This is a genomic window from Micromonospora sp. SD19 (assembly GCF_054462275.1).
The window spans coordinates 446,569-466,501 of the sequence record NZ_JBTLMN010000001.1; the positions used below are offsets into that span (position 1 = coordinate 446,569).

Sequence of the window (19,933 nt, forward strand, 5' to 3'; positions counted from 1 at the left end):
CAGTCGCATCAGGGCGGTCTCAGCCGTTGACCACTGGATCCAACAATGGGCTGGGTGCACCGTGCCAAGTGATGGCTAGTACGTCTCGGGCACGGGTCGCGGCGACGAACAGCAGCGACCGGGCCTTGCGTTGCTCGAGCTCGTACCGCTGCGGGTCGGACCGGCGGTAGCGTTCGATGTAGGGACGTGGGATCGCGCCCTTGCGCACTCCGATGATCGCCAGCCGCTGATACTCAAGGCCCTTGAATCGGTGCATCGTCCCCACGTGAATCTCGCCGTCGCCACGCGGCCCGTCCTTAGTGAGCTCGGCGCAGGTCAGGCCGCCCTGCTTCTCCAGGTACTCGATGACCTGGGTCAGCTGTTCGTGATCCGCGACCGCGACCGCGACGTGGCCGGACGGGTCTTGGCGGGCGCCATCGTCGTCCGTCGAGAGTTCGTCGCGCCATCCCTGTAGCAGTGTGCCGACGCCGGCCAGTTCGCCCGGCCAGTTCTGATATCCCAGGAAGGTCGGTGTGGGGCCGTGCAGCACGGACCGGTATCCCGAGAGGTTGTCGACGCCGTCGTCGAGATCGTCGTAGACGGTCTTGTTGCCCTCGGCGATCCGGAGGGCGTGTTCCAGGATCTCGCGGGTGGTGCGGTAGCTGAGTGTCAACCGACGTGAGCGGCCCCGAATATTGATACCCAGAGCACCCAAAGAGACCTGGTGGTCATAGATCCGCTGGTGGGTGTCGCCGGCGATGAAGAGGTCATTCGGGCCTGGCTCAACCATGGCGCGCAACATCTTCCAATGAGCGGCGCGCAGGTCCTGGGCTTCGTCGACGACGACGTGCCGGTACCGGTACGCAAAAGGCCGAGAGCCGGAGCTGTCGTCAGCCGTCGCAGGCGAGCTCCGGTACCGCTCCGCTGCGGCGGCGCGTTCGATCTCGAAGCGGGCGGCGCGTTCGGCGGCCTGGCCCCAGGTCTCGGCGCCGAGCTTGTCCAGACGAGCGGCGAACTGCTCGATAAGCTTCCAGATCTGGCTGCGTTCTGGGCGGGTGAGTGCGCGGCCACGCCCGCCCCGTCGGGCGCTGAAGTAGTCCGACCGGCTTGTCAGTGCCTGGCCGAGAATAACCTGCTCCCATTCGTCGAGGAGAAAGTCGGCCTCCCAGCGCTTTTCGTCGAGTTCGAGGAGGAGCTGCCGCATCTCGACCATGGCTGCCTGATCGCTGATGCGCTTGCGCCGGTTGCGCTGGTCGGTGTTCTCACCGATGACGCGGGCGGCAAGCTGGTCGATGTGCATGACGTCAACCCTCGCCAGCAGCTCCGGTTCGCTTATCAGGGAGGTGAGACGGAGCCGCAGGTCGGCGGCGAGGTTGGCGGTGAAGGTTGTGAGCAGGATCTGCACGCCGTCGTCGGTCAGCTGCTCGACGAGATACTTGACCCGGTGCAGCGCGACGACGGTCTTGCCGGTGCCCGGACCGCCAGAGACGCGGGCCGGGCCGGTGTATTTACGCCGCGCGGTTTTGGCCTGGGTCGGGTGCAGGTAGTGCTTCCAGCTGCGGAAACTGCCCTCGTCTAGGGCAGCCTGCACGTCGTCGTCGATCGACGAGACATTCGTTCGGCTGACCGCGGTGGAGATGTCGGCGAGGTCCGGGGCAGTCGACAGTTGTACCGGGCGGGTCACCTCTTCGAGCACTGAATCGATGCTCATCCCTGCCGCGAGTCCGTAAAGCACGTCCTTGGACAGCAGCGGTGCACCCGAGACGAGTCGGTCGAGTTCCTCATCAGTCGTGACAGCCAAGGCCAAGTCGATGAGCTGCTCGGCAACGCCGAGGTCGCGGAGTTGGTCGGCCGTGTAGGCGCCGAGTAGGGGCGGCCGGTCTGGAACCTGATCGGGCTCTCGAATGGGAGCCGGCGTTGGAGCTACATCATCGGGCTCGGCCGGGGTGAGCGTGATCCCGGCACGCTGCAGGGAGCTGTCGCCCATCACGGCGAGGTCGACGAACTCCAGCTCTCCGGTGACGCGGTTGACCGCGACCTGGAGTTCGTCGTAGACGTCCTTGCGATGCCGGACCGCGATGATCAGCCAGTGCTGGCGGCCACGCTCGTCGGTCTCGACCGGAATGAGCAGTGCCCGATACGACTGGTTGATCTTGGCGCGGTGGATGCGGGAGTCGCCCTTGAGCTTCTTCAGATCCAGGCCGGGCTGATCTGGGTTCCTCCGAAACCGGTGGCAGAAGTCGTAGAACAGTCCCTTGACCGTCCGGTCAAGCTTGTAGAGCTCTTCCTCGGCCTTGTAGTGCAGGCTGAGTCGCGCGGTCATGACTCGGAGTCTTCCATGTCGGGCAGCAGGTCTTCGAGTTCGTCGAGGTGTTGGAGCCACTCGGCCGCGGTTCGCATCGTCCAGCCTTCCTCGGCGTATGCCTCGTTCCGGTGCCGTGCGTCGGTATCATCACTGTGCAGGGCCACTACTGCGATCTTGAGGTTTGGCAGGGGCCAGGCGAAGTCGACCTGCCAGCGGCCGGCGCCGAGTTCGTAGCCGAACACGGGTGCGCGTTTGCCCCGGTCGGCCAGCCTGCGGGCGAGAACACCGAGATCACCGCCGTGTTCCGGCTCATCGTCGAGGATCTCCAGGATCTCGTCGTCCCACTGCTGGTCCCGCGGTCCGGACGTCGCCGCAGCGGGTTTGTCGACGCTGACCGTCGGCTTAGGCGGCGGGCCGTTCAGCGAGTCGAGTTCACCGACGCCGCCGCAGACGAGGAGGGTGTCAAGGTCGAGTTCGGCGGCGGTGCTGTAGGCGACTTGGACTCCGTCACCGCCGGCGTACGCGAGGAACTGGGTGAGGTTCGTCCAGTAGAGCCACGAGCGCCAGCGCCGCCAGTGGCCATCGCCGGTGAGTGCGTCGTCACGGTCGTCGAGAGCCGCGAGCGCCGTCCAGCGCGGGTGGTCCGGATCCTTGGCGTCGAGGGTGACGATGATCGGCAGCCCGCACTGATCGTGCGCCCGGAAAGCGTGCAGCGTGGCGTCCGGGTCCCCGGCAGACGGGGGTTGTTCGGGTTGACCAGCAGTGAGCCCGTTGAGTTCGGCACGGAGCGTCCGGGCCAGTTCCCGGCGATCGGTCGTCGCCGTTAGTAGAGCGGTTCCTGGCTCGGCCAGCAGTCCGGTCACCATGGCGCCCGCCGCTGACGCCCACCGCTGCTCGTCGGGGTCTCGCAGGTAGGCGATCAGAGAGCTCACCGGGTTGGTGTAGATCATGCCGGTCAGTTGGGCCCGGTTGCCGTCGAACTCCTCGTAAGCGTCTTTGGCCTGTTCCTGCGCCGTTCCTGAGTACGGCGGCCAGACCGGCCGGGTGGAGGTCGGCCGCTGCTCGAACAGCTCGATGTCGGACCAGGTGACCTGGAAGACACGGTGGCCCTCGGCGCGTAGGACGGTCCGCTGCCGGGCGTCCGACGCGATGCGGTTGTGCTCAGGGGTGGCGTGGAACCGGAAGCCCTCTAGGTAGACGGTGACACTCTGGCTGGGACCGTCTACTCGATTGAAGGTGAAGTCGGTCCTGGTCCGGCGCAGCTGCTGCTGGGCAGTCATCCGCCAGTGGACTAGGTCGGTGCCGCGGGCAAAGCGCAGGTGCCCGCTGGCGTGGCCGTCCTCGTCGAGCGATACGTCGTTGGTAACCGACACCCAGCCGCGCAGCAGGTCGAGGAAGCGCTGCTCGAGGTCGGATTCGAGCTGGCCGTCCAGTCCAATCTTCCGGGTGTTGGCGACAGGTTCGGTCTTCCACCCGTCGTCATCGAAGAGCAGCGAGCTGATCATCCGGAGCGCGGTGTTGCGGGAGACAAGGTCCTGCTGCGGTTCGGGGGTATACCGGTGCAGGCAGCGATGGCAGGCCCGGCGCTGCTCGTCCTTGCACTTGCAGTCGAGCAGCGCGGTGTGTGCCTTCAAGAGCACCTTCTGGAAGTCTTCGGCCTTCGTGAGCCGGTCCAGGTAGCCGGTGCCTCCCGGAAGCCGGTCGTAGAGAACCAGGAACCAGCGGCGTTCCCCGCTCGCCTGGTCCGGCATGGAGGCGACGGTGGTGTCCAGGTGCTGCGGGTCGCCGCCGAAGTGCAGGTCTACGCCCATCCGCAGCGCAGCCCGGAAGGAGTGCACCCGGGTGTCGACGTCAGCAGCCGCAGCCGGAAGGAGGATGCGTAGCGCCTCTGTCCGCAACTGGTGGGCGAGCAGGACCTTCTCCTGCGTGATGTTGTCCGGCTTGCCCCGGCGCAGCGGGCACCATGGGCGGTGATTCTTCAGCTGCGGGTTACGTGCCTGGGAGGAGGTGAGAGCGTCCGATTCGAGATTGAAGACCGGCTGGCCGTCCGCGCTCGTTGCCCCACATCCGGTGCAGACGTGGAATGGATTAATCCGTACGGTGTGGCCGGCGAAGTCGTCCCGCGGCGGCGCGTCGTAACGGGCCGGCCCGACGTTGATGCGCCGGATCATCGCGCGCCGGCAGTAGTCGACGCCGAACGTCTGGTGCGCGTGCCGCCACGAACCGGGGGCGATCTCGTCGTCTGGAAAGTCGACCGCGTCAACGACGGTGTAGAAGCGACGGTCGCGCTCGTCCTTGTCGTCCCGGATCCGGGCGTCTTCCCGCAGGTCACGCGAAGTCACGGTCGACGGCTCGACGACCTGGAAGAGGCAGCCGTCGTCAGCGATGTAGGTGCTGTCGCAGCGGGGGCAAGCAGACCGGTCGTGCACGGCGTCTTCCGTGCGGATGTACCCGCAGCCCGGGCAGACGCGCCAGTGATGCCACTCGGGCCGGCCAGACGTGATGATGTCGATGCCGGTAATCTGGTGACGGTAGCCGTTGACGTAGAAGGTGTTGCCGGGGGCGAACTCCTCTAGGGCGTATCGGCGGGGCCGCTGGTAGCTCACCTGACTCGACCTGTACCGGGGCGTCTTGCCGTCCTTCGGGCTCACACCGTCCGGCCCGTACAGCGTGGCGTTGAGGGTGGTGACCGTGTCGACCAGGGCGTAGTTGGGCAGCAGGCCCAGATCGCACAACGCACCCTGCGCCGTGGTGTTTCCGAGGTCCATCAGCCGTTTGCCGAGCGCACGCCGCTCGGCATCCAGCATTGCCTTCTCATCCGCCTCGTCAGGGTCGGAGTCGTGCAGCTCGTCGTAGGCCTCGCTGATTATCCGGATCCGGGCCCGCAACCCTTCGTCCTGGCGTCGCCACTCCCGCTCGGCTTCCTCCAGCGCCGCCCGCAGGCCATGTGACGCGTACTCGACAAGATCGTTACGTGCATCTTCGGTGACACCGCGTGGCAACAGGTCGGCGCCGTCGTCGCGGGGAAACAGCCGGAGGAAACCCGCCACGAGTTCGGCGGCCTGGGTGATGGCGACCTCGATCAGGTCGACGAGATACCCGGACGGCCCGAACAGCGCGTTCACCCGGTCCGGCAGCGCCCGCAGTACGACGCCGTCAGGGCGGGCAAGGCGTCCGGCCGCGGCCAGGTCGAGAAGGTGGGCGAGGTACTGCCGGCGCAGGATTTCCACCGCGGACAGGTAACAGCCCGGCGGCACGATCATCCCGGCGATGAGTTCCTTCGGCTGATCCAGGAAGTACAGGTCACGCCGAGAGCGGTCGGCGATGGTCAGCAGGAACGCGTTGCCGGTACGCCGTCCGGCACGTCCGGTCTGTTGGGCGTAGCCGGCCGGGCGACGGGGCAGCGCGGCGAGTACCACAGCGGAGAGGTCCCCGATGTCGATACCCATCTCCAGCGTTGGCGTGCAGGACAGGACGTTCGGGTTCTTGAACGCCACTACGCCCGTCTCGTCGGGCTTGCGGCCCTGCTTGAACGCCTGCTCGACCCGTTCCCGCTGTTGGCGGGTGAGCATGCCGGTGTGTTCGGCGGTGTTCACCTGATAGGTGCCCGCCTGCCGGTAGAGCCGGCGGTAGTAGTCCTGGGTGTAGTCACGGTCACGCTGGTGGCGCCCGAGTTCCATCGGCCGGTTGCCGGCGATCAGGCGGCCGGTGCGGCACCGATAGGCCGGGCACCGCTGGCCGTGCCACTGGTCGAGCATTGACGGATGCACCGTCTGCTCCCAGAAACAGACCGGGCAGCGTACGAAAGCCTCCCGCACCTGGCCGTCGTCCAGCAGCAGGGCTTCGATGTTGCCCGGCTGCAGGCCGTAGATGCGGGCGGAGGAATCATTCGGGGTACGAACGGACAACAGCCCAGCCGAGGCCAGCTCAGGCAGCAGCCGGTACCAGAACTCCGGGATGACCTCCCGCGACAGGCCGAGGGTGCGTCCCGCCCACCGCTCGTACCAGGACAGCCGGCCGGAGGCGACGTCGAAGTCACTGCCGTTCTTCGGGGCCGCGAGCAGGAACTTCGGCGCCGCGACCCGGTTCGGGAACGCTCGCATGCCCTGCGGACGCTGTCCCCAGATGAAGTACCGGCTCGTCCCAGCCTCGTCGATGTACTTGCTCAGCCACTTGTGCGAGACAGCGCCGCGGCTGCGAAGCCGTTCCAGAAATACCCGGACGAAACCCAGGTAGGTGGCGTCGTCGGCCTCCATGATCGGGAGGCCGTCCCGGCCCAGATCGAGGTGGATCTCCTTGACCATCGCCGTGACGGCGGCCGGATCGGCGAGGTGGATGTGCGCCGCCGCGGTGCGGGTGAGCTCCAGCGTGCGGCCGTTGCGGGAGCGGAACCCGAACTCCATCAGCGTCTCGAATGCCAGCCGCTGCCCGATCAACTGCCAGGTTGCGATATCGCCACCACGTCCACGGCCGGACAGCAGGCGGTCGACACCGAGCAGGCCATGCAAATCCGGAGGTACGACCGCAGCGAGGGTCTGCGGATCGGTCGTCGCCGACACCACGTCGGCGATCAGGTCGTTCAGAGCGGTGGCGGACTCCTGGCGCAGGTGCGCGGCGAGCAGCGCTCGCAGCGAGAAGGTGTACGACCGGTTCGCCACGAACCCGGCCCGGTGCGCCGCATCCTGGACCGAGTCGTTGAACATGAGGGTCTTATCCTCGAACGCCTCCTTGTTCAGCTCACCAGCGGTGAACAGCTGCGTGATGGCCGCCGCGGCCAGAGCGGCCGCACCGGTGCCGAGGAAGCGGATGGCGTTGCGCTCACCGCACGCCGGGCACCAGTCCTCCGCCGCGGCCGTGTTGGCCGTCGAACCAAGGTTGACCAGCAAAAAGGTCGAATCCCGCGCGGTCAGTGCGGGCTGCCCGTCCTCGTTGTAGTCGGAGCCCGGGTCCGGCAGCCGCAGCCGCTGCCGGACGGCGTCCAGCACCATCAGCGTCCCACCAGGGCCCTGTGACGCCAACGGTGCTCCGACACGCTGGCCGGCGTCGCGCATCGTGTTGCGGCCGGCGCCCTCGGCGGCCTCCCGGTCGGTGGCCGCGATCAGGTAGCGGATCCGGACCTTGTCCTGCCCCGTCGATGCCCGGCGGATCTTGTAGCTGTCGAACTGGACGTCCCAGTCGTCGCTCTCGGGCGAGAAGACCGCCCAGCCGGAGCGACCACATTCCCGACAGTAGACCGCTGGTAGGAACAGGTTCGCGGCCTGCCCGGCGGTCGCGGTCGTCACGGGTACCGTCACCACGCCCTGATCGGTGCCGGGATCGCGGGTCCCGGCGACATCCCACCGGAACTCCGCCTTCGGCCACGGCAACACCCCACGCAGCAGCCGGGTCACCGCCCGAGCCCACTGGTGCACCTCGACATGCACGAACGGCCGGAGCTCGCCGGACGGAGACTGAGGATCACGGGCGTACGAGAGCAGCGCCACGAACCTGGCCAGCGCCGCGGCGGCCTTCTCCGGCTGCCGGGTGATCGCCGACGACCAGCTCTGCGCGCCGGCACGCCACATCAGCCGCAGCACGTCCGGGCCACTCTTCACATCGCCCTCGAGAGCGATGAGCAACGCCTTGGTGAATAGGTGCCGTTTGAGTCGCCTTCCGAGCTCGATCTGATCCAGATCGTTGATACCGGTCACAGCATGCGCCAGCAGCAGGAGCGCATCGTCGCCGCTGGTTGGGTCCGGCAGGGCGAGCAGCTCGTCCGGCGTCGGGGTCGGCAGGATCACGTCCTCGTCCGGTAGCTCCCCGATATCGCGCAGTGGGATGAACTCGTCGATGGTGAGGCGATCCTCACCGACGATCGCCTCAGCGGTGAACGGGGTGCCGAACACCGCTGTCGCCACCTTCAGCAGATCCTCGGTGGCGCGCTCGTCGGACGCCGAGGCGAGCGTCGCCGAGGTGGCCACCGGGCAGATCGGGCCCAGCGGGCGGCCCTCCTCGCCGGCGCCCACGACGGACGCGAGCCGGCGCAGCAGCATCGCGACGTCGGTACCCTGCGCGCCGTCGTAGGTGTGGAACTCGTCCACCACCACGTAGCGAAGGTCCGCGTCCTGCCACAGCGGCGTGTCGTCGACCCGCTGAAGGAGCAGGTCGAGCATCTTGTAGTTGGTGATCAGGATGTCCGGCGGGGTCAGCTGCATGTCCTGCCGCCGGGTGTAGACCCGTTCGTACTGAATCGCGGCCCGGTCACCGATGTAGAGGCCGGCCGTCACCGTGCCCAGCTCGTCGCGGTGCCCGAGAAGCAGCTCGTTGATCCGCTGCGCCTGGTCGGTGGCGAGCGCGTTCATCGGATACAGCAGCAACGCCTTCACTCCGGACCGCCCGGCCACCCGCTCCCGGCGACAGTGATCGAGGATCGGGTAGAGGAACGACTCCGTCTTGCCGGAGCCTGTGCCCGTGGTGACCAGCGTCGGCTCCGGCACGTGACCATTCGCCGAGCTCAACCGGGCAAAAGTCCGAGCCTGATGGGCGTACGGCGTCCAGCCCTCCCGCCGCCACTCCAGATGCTGCTCCCAACCCGGCGCCGCCGTGGTGAACGGAGTCCTGATCCGCAGGAACGGCCCACGGAACATCCCCGACGTCTCGTTGCCGAGGAATCGGTGCAGCGCCTCCCGGGCACCCTCGTCGGCCAGCGCGTAGGTGGTTGACAGGTACTGCAGCAGGCTCTCCTTCAGCCCGCGCGCCTCCAGGGTCGGCCTCACTGCTTCGCCGCCTTCCGCGTGACCGGATCCCACTCGCCGCGAGCGATCGCCGCATCCAGCCGAGCCTGGAACACCGCGTGCGCCGCTGTCATCTCAGCCACCCGGTCCGCCTTGTAGAACGGCGGCGTGAATCCCTCCGGAGGCGCAACGGTCTTCGGATCGGCCTTATCGTTCTGGTACGCCTCGAACTGCGCCCAGGTCGCCTTGGTCTGCCTCTGACCGATCGTCCGAGCGTCACCTGCAAGCTTCCAGCCTTCTGAATCAAACCAGGTCACATTTTCGAACTTCTGGAGCACAGGGAACCGCCCCTGATATGCGGCAATGAGAGCGTCGGCATCCATACCTAGCCACACAGCCACGAGGGCGTCTATCTCGACTAGCGCTGCCCGCCGATCTCGTTCGGTCCGCAACGGTGTTTCCGACGTCCACTCTGGGCTGACTTCGGCCAATGGCCGCGATCCGGACCAGTCCAGCGCCCACGCTTCAGTGTTCGTCCACGCCGGGTCATAAACCTCCGCCCAAAGGTCACGGTATGCCGATGTAAGACAATTGAGTCTTAGGGTCCGCAGAAGGAGTGCGCAGGCAAGCGGGTGATCTTCATCGGGTGCGGGCATAGCTTTGGCTCCGGCGACGTAAAGATCGCTCCGGCCGGTTGCGCGAAGGAGGTAGTCAAGAGGCAAGGATGCCCAGAACCCTGCTACCAAGACGTTAAGGGAGTTACTCGACATTGCCATGGAATGCATTGAATCGATGTGGGCAGTCCCGGGCGGGATAAGGGCTGCATAAAGGGCGCGTTGGGTGTCCGGAGCGATCTGACGGCGCCACGCCATTCTGTAGAAATCGACATATGGCCGCCGGGAATTCTGCACCAGAGCCGCGTCCACCTTCTCTGGGCCGATCTTCGCCTCAGAGGTGTTCTCGACCTCGGCGATTAGCGCCCTCGTGCGGCTTAGGACCTCTTCGTCGGAGCGGAGACGCGCCAACTCCGCGTGATCGATCCACAGATCATGATCCTGTCGGCATGCCTCCTCCCGTCCAGGAACAGCGACATAACCGGTATCTGGAACGAAGTTTGATGGCAAATTTACAAGGTCCGCCCCATATGGATCATTACTGTTTGCATTATGGCGCTTGAATATTGAGGTAGCAACACCAATCTGGTTTCCCTTAAGGATTACCTCATCCCAATCCTCCGGCCGATACTCCTGGCCAGTCGAGGGATCTTCGCGATTGTAGTCGATAAGATTCGTCTTCTTTGCGTCTGATTCATGGAAGCCCGACGAAATCTGGGGGCTCATGGAGCCAAGTCGACGAGGGTAGGTGGCTAGTGCCTCGATTGCGGAGGCTTCGGCGGTGCTGACCGGGAATAGCAGGCGTGCCTGGTTTAGCGGCCGGTCCTCCTCGCCGACCAGCCTCCGCCAAACTGCAAGAACTTTTTCGTCCACAATGATCACTCGGTTTCGATGTGGACGTTCGTCAAGCTTGCCCTTGTATCGGATGGCTGGAGCTTCCCCGGTGCCGTCATGCGTCAAGGAGAGGGAAAGTGAACGCGCAGAGAAAAGCCAGGAAAGATGTTTAAATCTAACCACCTGCCTTGCTCCGTAGATATGGATTCCGAAATGACTTGATTCACCTACTGGCTTCGGAAAAAACCTGTGGCCCGGATTGGAGAAGTCTCCGTGGATCCGGAGCCTCTCGTAGGCCGCTGCGCGCAGTCTTCCCTCTTTCTGTCCGGTATAATGAGTATTGGGATGCAGCATTCCGGCGGTTCCATGTCGAGAAGCGTGCGCCCAAACGCGGAACATAAAAGCCCGGTAAAGGTCCGGCTGAGTGCCTGCCAGCAACGGGTAGTTCTGAGAGCCTCCAACAAACGCTACGGTCGCCCTATTGCTAGTGATTTCGTCGATCAAAAAAGCCTTGGCGGCAGGCCTTTGAAGCAGTTCCTGCCGTCTGCGTTCTTTGCCCATCTCGGACGGACGGTCCACCAGCTTGAACCAGGGCTCGTACTCGGCCATCACACCGTCGACATCCCAGCGAGGCCGGACCCACGGTGGGTTGCCGACCTGGAGGTCGAAGCCACCTCGTTCGGCGAAGATGAGCGCGAACTCCAGCTCCCAGTGCAGGAAGCCCTGCCGGTCGGCGATGTCGCGGACGACCCGCAGCCACGGGAACCGGTCTTCCGGCGGCTTGGTGTCCATGTTCAAGAATCCGGACAGGGATTTCTCGAAATCCTTCAGCTTGTCGAGCGTGTCGTACGCGTCGAGGAAACTGTTCTGCGGGACGTCGGCGGTGCCGAGGACTGCTTCGAGGAAGTCGAGCCAGTCGTCGAGGTTCTTCAGGGGGATGACTCGGCGGAGTGCCGGTGCCGAGGACTTCGGGGCCTTCGCGGGCTTCTTCTGGGGCTGCTGCGTTACGGGTGCTGGCTCGGGCTCCAGACCCCAACCAAGTTCGTCGAGGGTCGTCTGGTCGCCGTCCATGGGGAAGAGCGTCATCGGCCGCGAGATCATGCGCCGGGCAGCTGGTGCCGAGGGCGCAACCGCATTGGATGTCGCCTGCTGCTGCAGTTCGGCTGGTGGCTCGGTGCCGGGAGCCGCGGTGTCGATCAGGCTGGCCAGGCTGTCGCGTGTGATGCTGCCGCTGACGTCGTACTCCTCGTCGGTGCCGTCGAGCAGCCCGGCCTGGTCGGACGGCCAGAACCAGAGGGCACACCAGGCGTCCATGACCAGCTTCAGCCGCCAGTACGGGGTGTCGACTGCCTCGAAGAGGTCCCGGAGCACGTCCTCCTTGGGTGTTGATCGCTCTTGCTGGTGCAGGAAGCCGTACTCGGGCTCGTCCGTCCCAGCTCCCCAGATCGGGATCCGCCGGGCTATGTTCTGCTCGGACATGTCCATCCGCTTGACGACCGCGGCCCAGAGGAACTCGACTCGCCGGGCGGCGTCGCGGAGCCGGGTGAACTGGGACGGCTTCTCCTGCTGCGGCTGCTGGGTGCGGGCGACCAGTTTCGGGGTGCCGTCCGCCTTGAGATGTGAGGTGTTCCGCGTCGGCCGCTGGAGGATGCCCTTCTTCCAGTCCGCGAGCTTCTTGTTCTGATCGGTAGAAAGCTGTTTCGCTTCGGTGTTGCCGGCGACAGCGGCCCAGCCCGGCGTGGGCAGGAGAAACTGGTGCACAGCGTCGGCCGGCAGCGGCTGAGGGTTGCCGTCCTCATCGCGCATCGGCAGCGGAGTCGGGGCCAGGGTTCCCTTGGCCTTGAGCCACTCCTTGGCGGTGGAGCAGACGTCGTCGGCAGCGTAGACCGCGCGCCGGGCGCCGATGAGCGAGTTCCCGCGCCGCAGATGCAGGCCGAACCAAGGCGCGAGCATGCCCGGGTGCATGGTATTGAGCCACAGCGAGACCTCGGCCAGCTCGACGCCGGTCGGGTTGAGGTCGACGCCGTACGCGTTGTGCAGAGCGATGTAGGCCTTGACCCGCTGTTTCTCGGTGAGCACCTGCCCGGACGGGATGGACCGTCCCAGTTCGTCCTGCCGGCGGCGCAGGTATTCCTCGGCGACCTGGTTAATCGCCTCGTTGAGGAACGCCCCGGAGCCGAGCGCTGGTTCGCAGAGCCGGTACGACAGCAACGCCGCCGCCCGGGTCTTGATCGGGTTGCCGCCAGCGTCGCGTTCCTGGTCGAGCCGCTCCTTGAGCGCCAGCTCAACCGTGACCTTCGTCAGTGACTCCGGCGTGTAGTACGAGGCGGAGGTCTCCCGCTCACGGCCGGATAGCCGGTAGACGAACGAGCCCTTCGCGTACTTCTTGACGCCGCGCAGGCCGTGCCGAGCGTCGGCCTCGTTGTAGCGGACCAGCGTCTCGTCCGGGTAGTCCTGCTGGCGGTGGGCGGGCACCAGCCACGAGCCCTCGTCTGGGTTCCCTTCGCGGGCGACCTCGCAGAGTTCCTCGTCGGCGATGATGCCGGTGTAGGACATCAGGCCCTCGTAGACGGCGCCGAGCTGGTTGATGCCGAGGTTACGGTAGGAGACGAAGCCGCCGCGCTCGCCCTTCTTGCCCTGTTTCATGGTGAGCAGGCGCAGCACCTGGTGCAGGGCGGCGTTCCGGGGCCGTAGGTTGAGCCAGCGCGGATCTTCGTCCTCGTCGCTACGCGGGTCGAGGGTGCGGGTGCCGATCAGCCGGATGGCGCCCGGTTCGAGCAGGGTGCTGCGCAGCGCTTCGAACCGCAGTCCGTGATCCTCGCTGCGGCGTTCGGCCTTCTCCTTGCGGCTCGCCTCGTCATCGCCGGGGAGGTCGTCGTCGGGTTCGGTGCCGTACTGCCGGTGCCCGAAGTTGACCTTGTTGAACAACAGATCGAGGGACGCGTACAGATGGAAGCCGTTTCTCGACTCCTCCTCGACGAGCTCTTCGTCGAGGGCGCACAGCTCCCGCAGCCGGGCCATCGAGTAGCCGCTCTCGTAGCTGCCGTCGTCGGTCGGCAGGATGCCCAGCTCGGGCCGGGCCTCGGCGTATAGCAGGAAGAGGACCCGGTAGAGGTATCGCAGGCACTCGCGGGTCAGCTCCCGGGCGAACGGCAGCTTCGGGCCCTCGATGTCCTCCGGGCGTACGTTATTGCCCGGCTCCGCCATGCGGAGCAGAACCTCGTTGGCGAGGATCTCGACGGAGCGTTGCAGGCCGTGCCGCAGTTCCTTGGAGACGCCGACGGCGTTGGTGCTGGAGTTCTTTAACAGGACGTCGATCCGGCGGGTCGGATCGTTGTCGCCGGGGCGCAGCATGTCGTGGCTGAACAGGGCGGCGATGGTCGACAGCTCGCCGGTCTGGGTCCGGTCGTAACGTTCCAACGCCGTGTCGAGGTTCGCGGCGAGGTAGCGTCCCTCGGCCCAGGTGCCGCGGTCGGCGAGGATGATCACGCCACCATGCAGCAGCAGGACGAAACGCGGCCTAGCACCGCCGGGCCCGCCGATCTCGCTCTGGAACAGCCACGACGCGAGCGCGGCGCCGTTCTCGTACTTTTCTGATCCGCTGACGTGCAGGGGATGCAGCAGGCGCCCGGCACCGTTCGGGTCGAGGGCCGCGTCGGTGTTGCCCGTCCAGCCGCAGTCGATCGCAATGATCTCGTCGGTGTGCAGCGCGACGGTGACGGTGTGGTCGCGGCCGGCCCGGTGCGCGACGAGTTCGACCGGTGCAGGGTCGAAGCCGAGGGCTCGCAGTACCTCCTGGTGCCACTCGGTCAGGCGTTTGCGCCACTCCGGGTTGTTGTAGGTGGCTAGACGGATCGGGCCGTCGCCGTCGGCCTCGGCCGCAGCGGCGAAGTAGGACCGCCCGTCCTCGCCGAGGTAGCTGCCGCGCAGACCACGGATCAGCTCGCGCGGCGTACGGCGGGGGTCGTTCTCGTCGCCTTCGCGCACGGTCCATACCGCGAAGATCCCTTTCCGCAGGTCGGTGTCCAGGTCCTCGGCCAGGTAGTGCGCGGAGAGGTACTCGCCCCGGTTGGTGAGTGAGTCGTAGTCGCGGCTCATCCCTGTGTTCCTTTCACCCCGTCGGCGAGCGGTTCCAGCACTGCTAAGAGGCGCAACATCGGCGCCCCGACCGATTCCAGCGATGCCACCAGCTGAATCAGGCGCTCGGCGGTGCTGTCGACCTGCCGGTGATCCGGTCGCGGCCCGGCAAACAGCGCTTCCTGCTTCCATTTGCCGACCTTGTCCCGGTAGGGCTCCAGGGTCCGCTTGATGTCGGCACGGTAACCGCCCTCGATCTCGCCGAAGTAGCGGCGCGCCTCCTCGATCGCCTCCGGCACCATCTTCGTCAGCCCGTCCAAGTCCCGCGGGACGGCGCGGGCCGGCATCCGTGGCCCGAGACCGAACTCGGCCAGCAGCTCAGGAGTAATCTCGACGGTCCTGGGGTCATTTGGCAGGCCGGTGACCGCCATCCACTTGACGATGGTCGGCCGGCCGAGCCGGTTCGAGGCGATGCCCTGCACGAGGAAGACCGGCTCGGTCATGGCTGCAGCCAGGACCGGCGCCTCGTGCCGGCCGACCTCGACGAGCACCTTGTCGGTGAGCCAGTCCAGCACCGGATGTACGTCGGTCACGTAGGAGACCGTCGGCCACTGCGAGTCTGAACTCTCCCGCGCCGCCGTCAGCCGGGCATCGGCGAGATCCTTGGAGAAGGTTATACGCAGACGCCCGGGAGAGTCCGGCCCCGGCAGGATCTGCTGCTCCTTCAGGTACGACCTGGGCAGCGACCGCAGCCGGTAGAGCAGATCAGCTGGCGGCTCGAAGGCGATGGTGCCGTTGTCGTCGCGGTACAGCGACAGCTGGTCCTCGGGGTTGGGCCGGCAAATCTGCCGGAGACCCTCGTCGAAGTAGTCCGCGGTCGAGGAGAAGAGCGTCAACACCTCCGCTCTGAGGACTTCCTTGCGCTCCGGGACCGCGCCGACTTGACCGACGAGCTTGACGAGGAAACCGGTCCGGCTCGCCCGGGACTTTTTGATCGACTGCTCCACGGTCCGGCCAGCGACCAGATCCTTGATCAGGCGATCTTCTTCCTCTTGCGCCCGGTATAGGCCGGTCACTGCCTCTGCCGAGCCCTCGATCTTGTGGGCCTCGGCCTCGCGGGCCAGCAGCTTCTCACCGACCAGGCGGTCGTCCAGGGTGCGTGCGGCGCCGGACTCCGGATCGGTACGCCACGGCAGGTTGCTGGTGAGCACCAAGGCCCGGAATTGCGGCGAGTGCTTCTGCCCGTAGCGGTCAATGCGGCCGTTGCGCTGCTCGATTCGGATCAGTGACCACGGCAGGTCGTAGTGGATCAGGATGTGGCACTGCTGGTGAAGGTTGACGCCCTCGGAGGCGATGTCGCCGGTGAACAGCATCCGGACTGGGGCGTCACGCAGGCCGAACGCTTCGACGATGCGCTGTTGCTCCTCATCCGAGGTCGACTCGCGGTGCATGACCTGCACAGCGCCATTGAAAGCCGTCCAGGGTTTGCGATCGGTGACCTCGGCGGTGGCTGGAAACCCGAGCACAGCGGGAACGGTCTCGGCCAGCCAGATGAGCGTCGGGATGCGTTCCGAGAAGATCACAACTCGGGTGTCCGAGCCCGGTCCGACGCCGAGTTCACGCAGCTGCGCCACCAAGGCGGTCAACTTCGACGCGTCATCGTCCTGGACGTGCCCAGTCAGTTCCTGCAGCGTCAGGAGCGCTGTCCGCTCCGCAAGGCGCGCCTTGTCGCCCGGTTTCTCGGCCAAGGACGTGTCGATCGTCTTCAACCGCGTACGGATCGTCGCCAGCAACGCCCGGTGCGAGGAGAGGAACGACTTGAGCAGCTGATACGGCACCAGCTGATGGGTGCTGACCGAAGTACCGCCCTCGGCCGGGATCCACCGCTCGATCAGTTCCGCGAAGACTGCGGTCTCTGCCGCGCTGGCCTGAACGTGCACTGGCGTCGACGGCCCGCGATCCGGCCAGGAACCGGTCAGCGAGTCGCGTACCTCGGGCGAGGTCTTCGTCCGGCGGATGTAGAGATGTTCGAGCTGGTCGACATCGTAGCTGCTCGGATCGGCGATCGCGGCCTCGTCCAGCATGTGAATGAGCTCGGCGAACGATTCCGCCCGGCCGTTGTGCGGCGTGGCCGACGCGAGGATCAGCGCGTCGGTCTTGCGAGCGAGCAACCGGGCCAGCTCGTTGTTCTGGGTGCCCCGGTTGACCAGGTTGTGCGACTCGTCGATGACGACGGCGTCCCAGTCGGTCTGCTCCAGGTGATGGGCGTAGACGGCGCTCTTCAGCGTGTCCACCGAGATGATCGCCCGCTTGAAGTACGCGAACGGGTTGCGTCCCGCCGGAATCTCACGCTGCACCCGCTGGATGCCGGTCGAGTCCAATCGGACAAGCGGGATGGCGAACCGCGTCCACATCTCCCGCTGGAACTGCTCCAGGATGTGCTGCGGCGTCACCACGAGGATCCGCTCGCCGCGACCGCGTCGGATCAGTTCGGCCAGCAAGATACCGATCTCCAGGGTCTTGCCCAGGCCCACCACGTCCGCGATCAGGATCCGAGGCTGCGGGTTCTTCATCGACAGCGCCAGCTCAGCCGGCCGCAGTTGGTGCACCTGCGGATGCATCAGGAACCCGTCTGCGAGGGCGAGCCCGTGCTCGGTCTGGGGCAGCGCAGTCTTGCGGAATACCGCCTCCAGGAACAGCCGGGCCCGCCGGTGGTTCGCCGAGTCGTCTGCCACCAGCTTGGTCTCGCGCGGATCGAGGATTCGGATGTCGTCGAGGCTCTGATAGAAGATGGCTTCCTCGCCGCGGACGAACGGCGACACCCCAGTGACCTCGATCATCCATCTGTCGCGCCTGGTGAACGTGCTCTTGCGTACCAGCCACTGCTCGTCACGTACGAGTACCTGCGACCCCGGCGGAAAGCCGGCCGACACCTGTCCCTCGCCGGTCACGGTCTCGGCCTCGACATTCACCCTGTGCCCCGCTCCTCGTAACGCTGTTCGACCGCCCTACACCCTGCTACAGGGTCGTTTGAGCCGCGTAGGCGGCTCGCAACTCCGCCGCCACCCGGCTGGACGCCGGCCGTCGCGATGGACGTTCCCGAGGCCGAACCGGTGGCTCAGAGGCCTCGGGCTCCGCGATCTCTGGCCCCCCCGCTTCCACAGGTTCGGGAGTTGCCGGCGGCACATCGAGCGGCCCATCCGCATCCGAGCCGCCCTCGGTACTCAGCTCGTCGAGCCTTGCTTCGATCGACGGCGACGGCACTTGGCCCTCCCGCAGACTCGGATTTCGGCCGGCGGTCCTGCCGATGAGAGCCAACCGTGCGTCAGCCGGGCTGATGGAGGCGTCCGCCAGCAGTTCGGCACAGGCGGCAGCCACGTCGGAGATCGTCGGACGTTCCTCGGCCTTGAAGGCGAGCATCTTCCGCAGGAGTGGGAGCAGACGGGCGGGGACCCCAGTGAGATCCGGTTGGATCTCGGGGTTCGTGATCTGCCAGATGATGGCCTGCCACGACGGCCCGTCGTACGGGTAGTGTTCGGCCGCCGCGTACAGAAGAACTGTGCCCAGCGCGTAGACGTCGGCCGCCGCGGTAACCCGCGGGTTCCCGCCGGCCTGCTCGGGCGGCATGCACCGCACCGAGCCGATGATCATCCCGCTGGTCGACAGGGAGTCGTGCGACGACGAGGCATCGACGAATGCCGCCAGACCGAAATCGATGATTACCGGGCCGTCTGCGCCGAGTATCACGTTCTGCGGCTTCAGGTCCCGGTGCAGGAGGCCGGCACCGTGCACCGCCTCCAGGCCCTCCGCGACGAGCGCGCCAAGGCTCGCCACCAGAGCCACGGGCAGCACCTCGTGCTCGCGTACGTACTCCTGCAGGGTGTAACCCGGGACGTACTCCATCGCCAGCCAGGGACGGTCCGCGTAGGGGTCCGCTTCCAGGAATCGGGCGATGCGATTCGTGCCGATCACCGTCCGGGCGACGGCGGCCTCTCGTTCGAACCGGGCGCGGGTGACCGGATCCAGCCGATCACTTCGGATGACCTTCACCGCCACAGGCGAACCCGCCGGCGAGTACGCGAGGAACACCTCACCCATACCGCCGCTGCCGAGCTTATGACTGACCGCGTATCGCCCGATGCGAGACGGGAGCTCACTCATTCGACATTCTGCGCTTTTCCGTCCATCCTGCACCCAGCTCCACCCTGTTCAGTCTGCCGAAACGGCACACTGACTGCGAGCCACGACGCGCTCCATGGCCAATCAGCGACGTCGCTGTGGCTGAAAAGCCGACGTTCACACCTCTTTAGTCCCTTGACGTTGTCATAGCCGCCTTGTCGTTTGCGCCGGCTGATCGAACGGAAGGCGCGTGAGTTCGCCAAGCACAACGTGGTTCGGCAGGAGCGCTTCTCCGCCCAGCTCGAAGACCTGTTGAACCGCTACATGCTCCAGCAGGTGACCAGAGCGCAGCTGATCGTCGAGCTGGAGTCTGCGGCCGCCCGACGCAAGCCAGCAGCTCGACCCCGCTCAACCACGCCGAGCTGGCCTTCTACGGCGCCATCTGACTGCGGCCGCTTCTGGCGACTCAGCAATGTCGTTTTTATGGTGATACGCCCCGCTCTGGGCGTCAGCCTTTCGGATAAATCCTTCAAGATCACGAAGTTGAGGCGTTCGTAGAATCTGACAGAAGCCGGTTTGGGTAGTGCAGAGACCTTCAGGTCGTTCGCGGCAACGGCGGTGGTGAGGGGCAGTCAGCCCAACCGATCACGGACCGTGGCAGCAGCGGCGGCGAGGAGGTCGTCGTCCGGGTGGTGGTGGGCGGCGATCTCGAGGACGGCGTTGGCTTCGGCGGGGTGGTCGGCGAGTGCCTCGGCGAGGTTGACGGCCGCGGTCAGGAACTCGCGGGATACCGCTTGCTGGTGCCGGGCGAGCCAGAGGTATCCGGTGTTGGCGGCGAGGGGTCCGCCGTAGGCGGCGACCGCGTGGCGTAGGGCGGCGGTGCTGGCTGCGGGGCTGGTGGCGTGTTGAGCTGCGGTGATGGCGTCGCGCATGGTCCATAGGTCGACGTCGAAGGCGTCGGCGTTGAGGGTGTAGTGGTGTCGGCGCAGCAGCAGGTGGGTGTTGTTCCCGCTGATAGAGCGGAAGATTTGGCGCAGGTTGTAGGTGTAGGTGTGCAGCCGTTGCGTGGCCAGGCGGTGCGCCGGCTCAGGGAGGAGATCGCCGAGAATGTCGTGCTGGTAGGCCGATCCTCCCCGCACGATCAGATAGACGAGGAACTCCATCGCCTGTGGGCGGACGTGCTGCCCGTCGGGGACGCCGAGGATGGTCGGTGTGCCGAGCACCTGGACCCGGATCCGGTTCGCTCCAACATCGGTCTGCCGGCCCAAGGGGTGGGCGGGGACGCGGCTGAT

7 protein-coding genes are annotated in these 19,933 nt (G+C 66.2%); 1 reads left to right on the plus strand and 6 read right to left on the minus strand.

Going from position 1 to position 19,933, the window contains the following annotated elements:
- Window positions 1–19: 19 nt before the first annotated feature.
- Genes ACX27O_RS02115 through ACX27O_RS02135 form a run of 5 tightly spaced genes read right to left on the minus strand, consistent with a single transcriptional unit; the run spans window position 20 to window position 18,683 of the window.
- Window positions 20–2,302, minus strand: a complete 2,283-nt coding sequence (locus tag ACX27O_RS02115) for a UvrD-helicase domain-containing protein (protein ID WP_458938862.1) — start codon at window positions 2,300–2,302, stop codon at window positions 20–22.
- Window positions 2,299–9,039 carry a DEAD/DEAH box helicase gene (locus ACX27O_RS02120; protein WP_458938863.1) on the minus strand — a complete coding sequence of 2,247 codons (6,741 nt, stop codon included), beginning with the start codon at window positions 9,037–9,039 and terminating at the stop codon, window positions 2,299–2,301. The genes ACX27O_RS02115 and ACX27O_RS02120 overlap by 4 nt, the downstream gene beginning before the upstream one ends.
- Complete coding sequence (locus tag ACX27O_RS02125) at window positions 9,036–14,543, minus strand: class I SAM-dependent DNA methyltransferase (protein WP_458938864.1); 5,508 nt, start codon at window positions 14,541–14,543, stop codon at window positions 9,036–9,038. Before ACX27O_RS02125 ends, ACX27O_RS02120 begins: the two co-directional genes overlap by 4 nt.
- Entirely contained in the window at window positions 14,540–17,494 is a 2,955-nt protein-coding gene (locus tag ACX27O_RS02130) for an SNF2-related protein (protein WP_458938865.1), read from the minus strand. Before ACX27O_RS02130 ends, ACX27O_RS02125 begins: the two co-directional genes overlap by 4 nt.
- Window positions 17,495–17,540: 46 nt before the next feature.
- Window positions 17,541–18,683 carry a serine/threonine-protein kinase gene (locus ACX27O_RS02135; protein ID WP_458938866.1) on the minus strand — a complete coding sequence of 381 codons (1,143 nt, stop codon included), beginning with the start codon at window positions 18,681–18,683 and terminating at the stop codon, window positions 17,541–17,543.
- 180 nt (window positions 18,684–18,863) lie between these two features.
- On the opposite strand from ACX27O_RS02135, the gene ACX27O_RS02140 reads away from it, so the two are divergent.
- Window positions 18,864–19,199, plus strand: a complete 336-nt coding sequence (locus ACX27O_RS02140) for a type I restriction enzyme endonuclease domain-containing protein (protein WP_458938867.1) — start codon at window positions 18,864–18,866, stop codon at window positions 19,197–19,199.
- A 74-nt stretch (window positions 19,200–19,273) separates the two neighbouring features.
- Here the strand turns inward: ACX27O_RS02140 and ACX27O_RS02145 are convergent, their stop codons facing one another.
- Window positions 19,274–19,864: an AfsR/SARP family transcriptional regulator gene (locus ACX27O_RS02145; RefSeq protein ID WP_458938868.1), complete on the minus strand. Its 591-nt coding sequence runs from the start codon at window positions 19,862–19,864 to the stop codon at window positions 19,274–19,276.
- Between the last annotated feature and the right edge of the window lie 69 nt (window positions 19,865–19,933).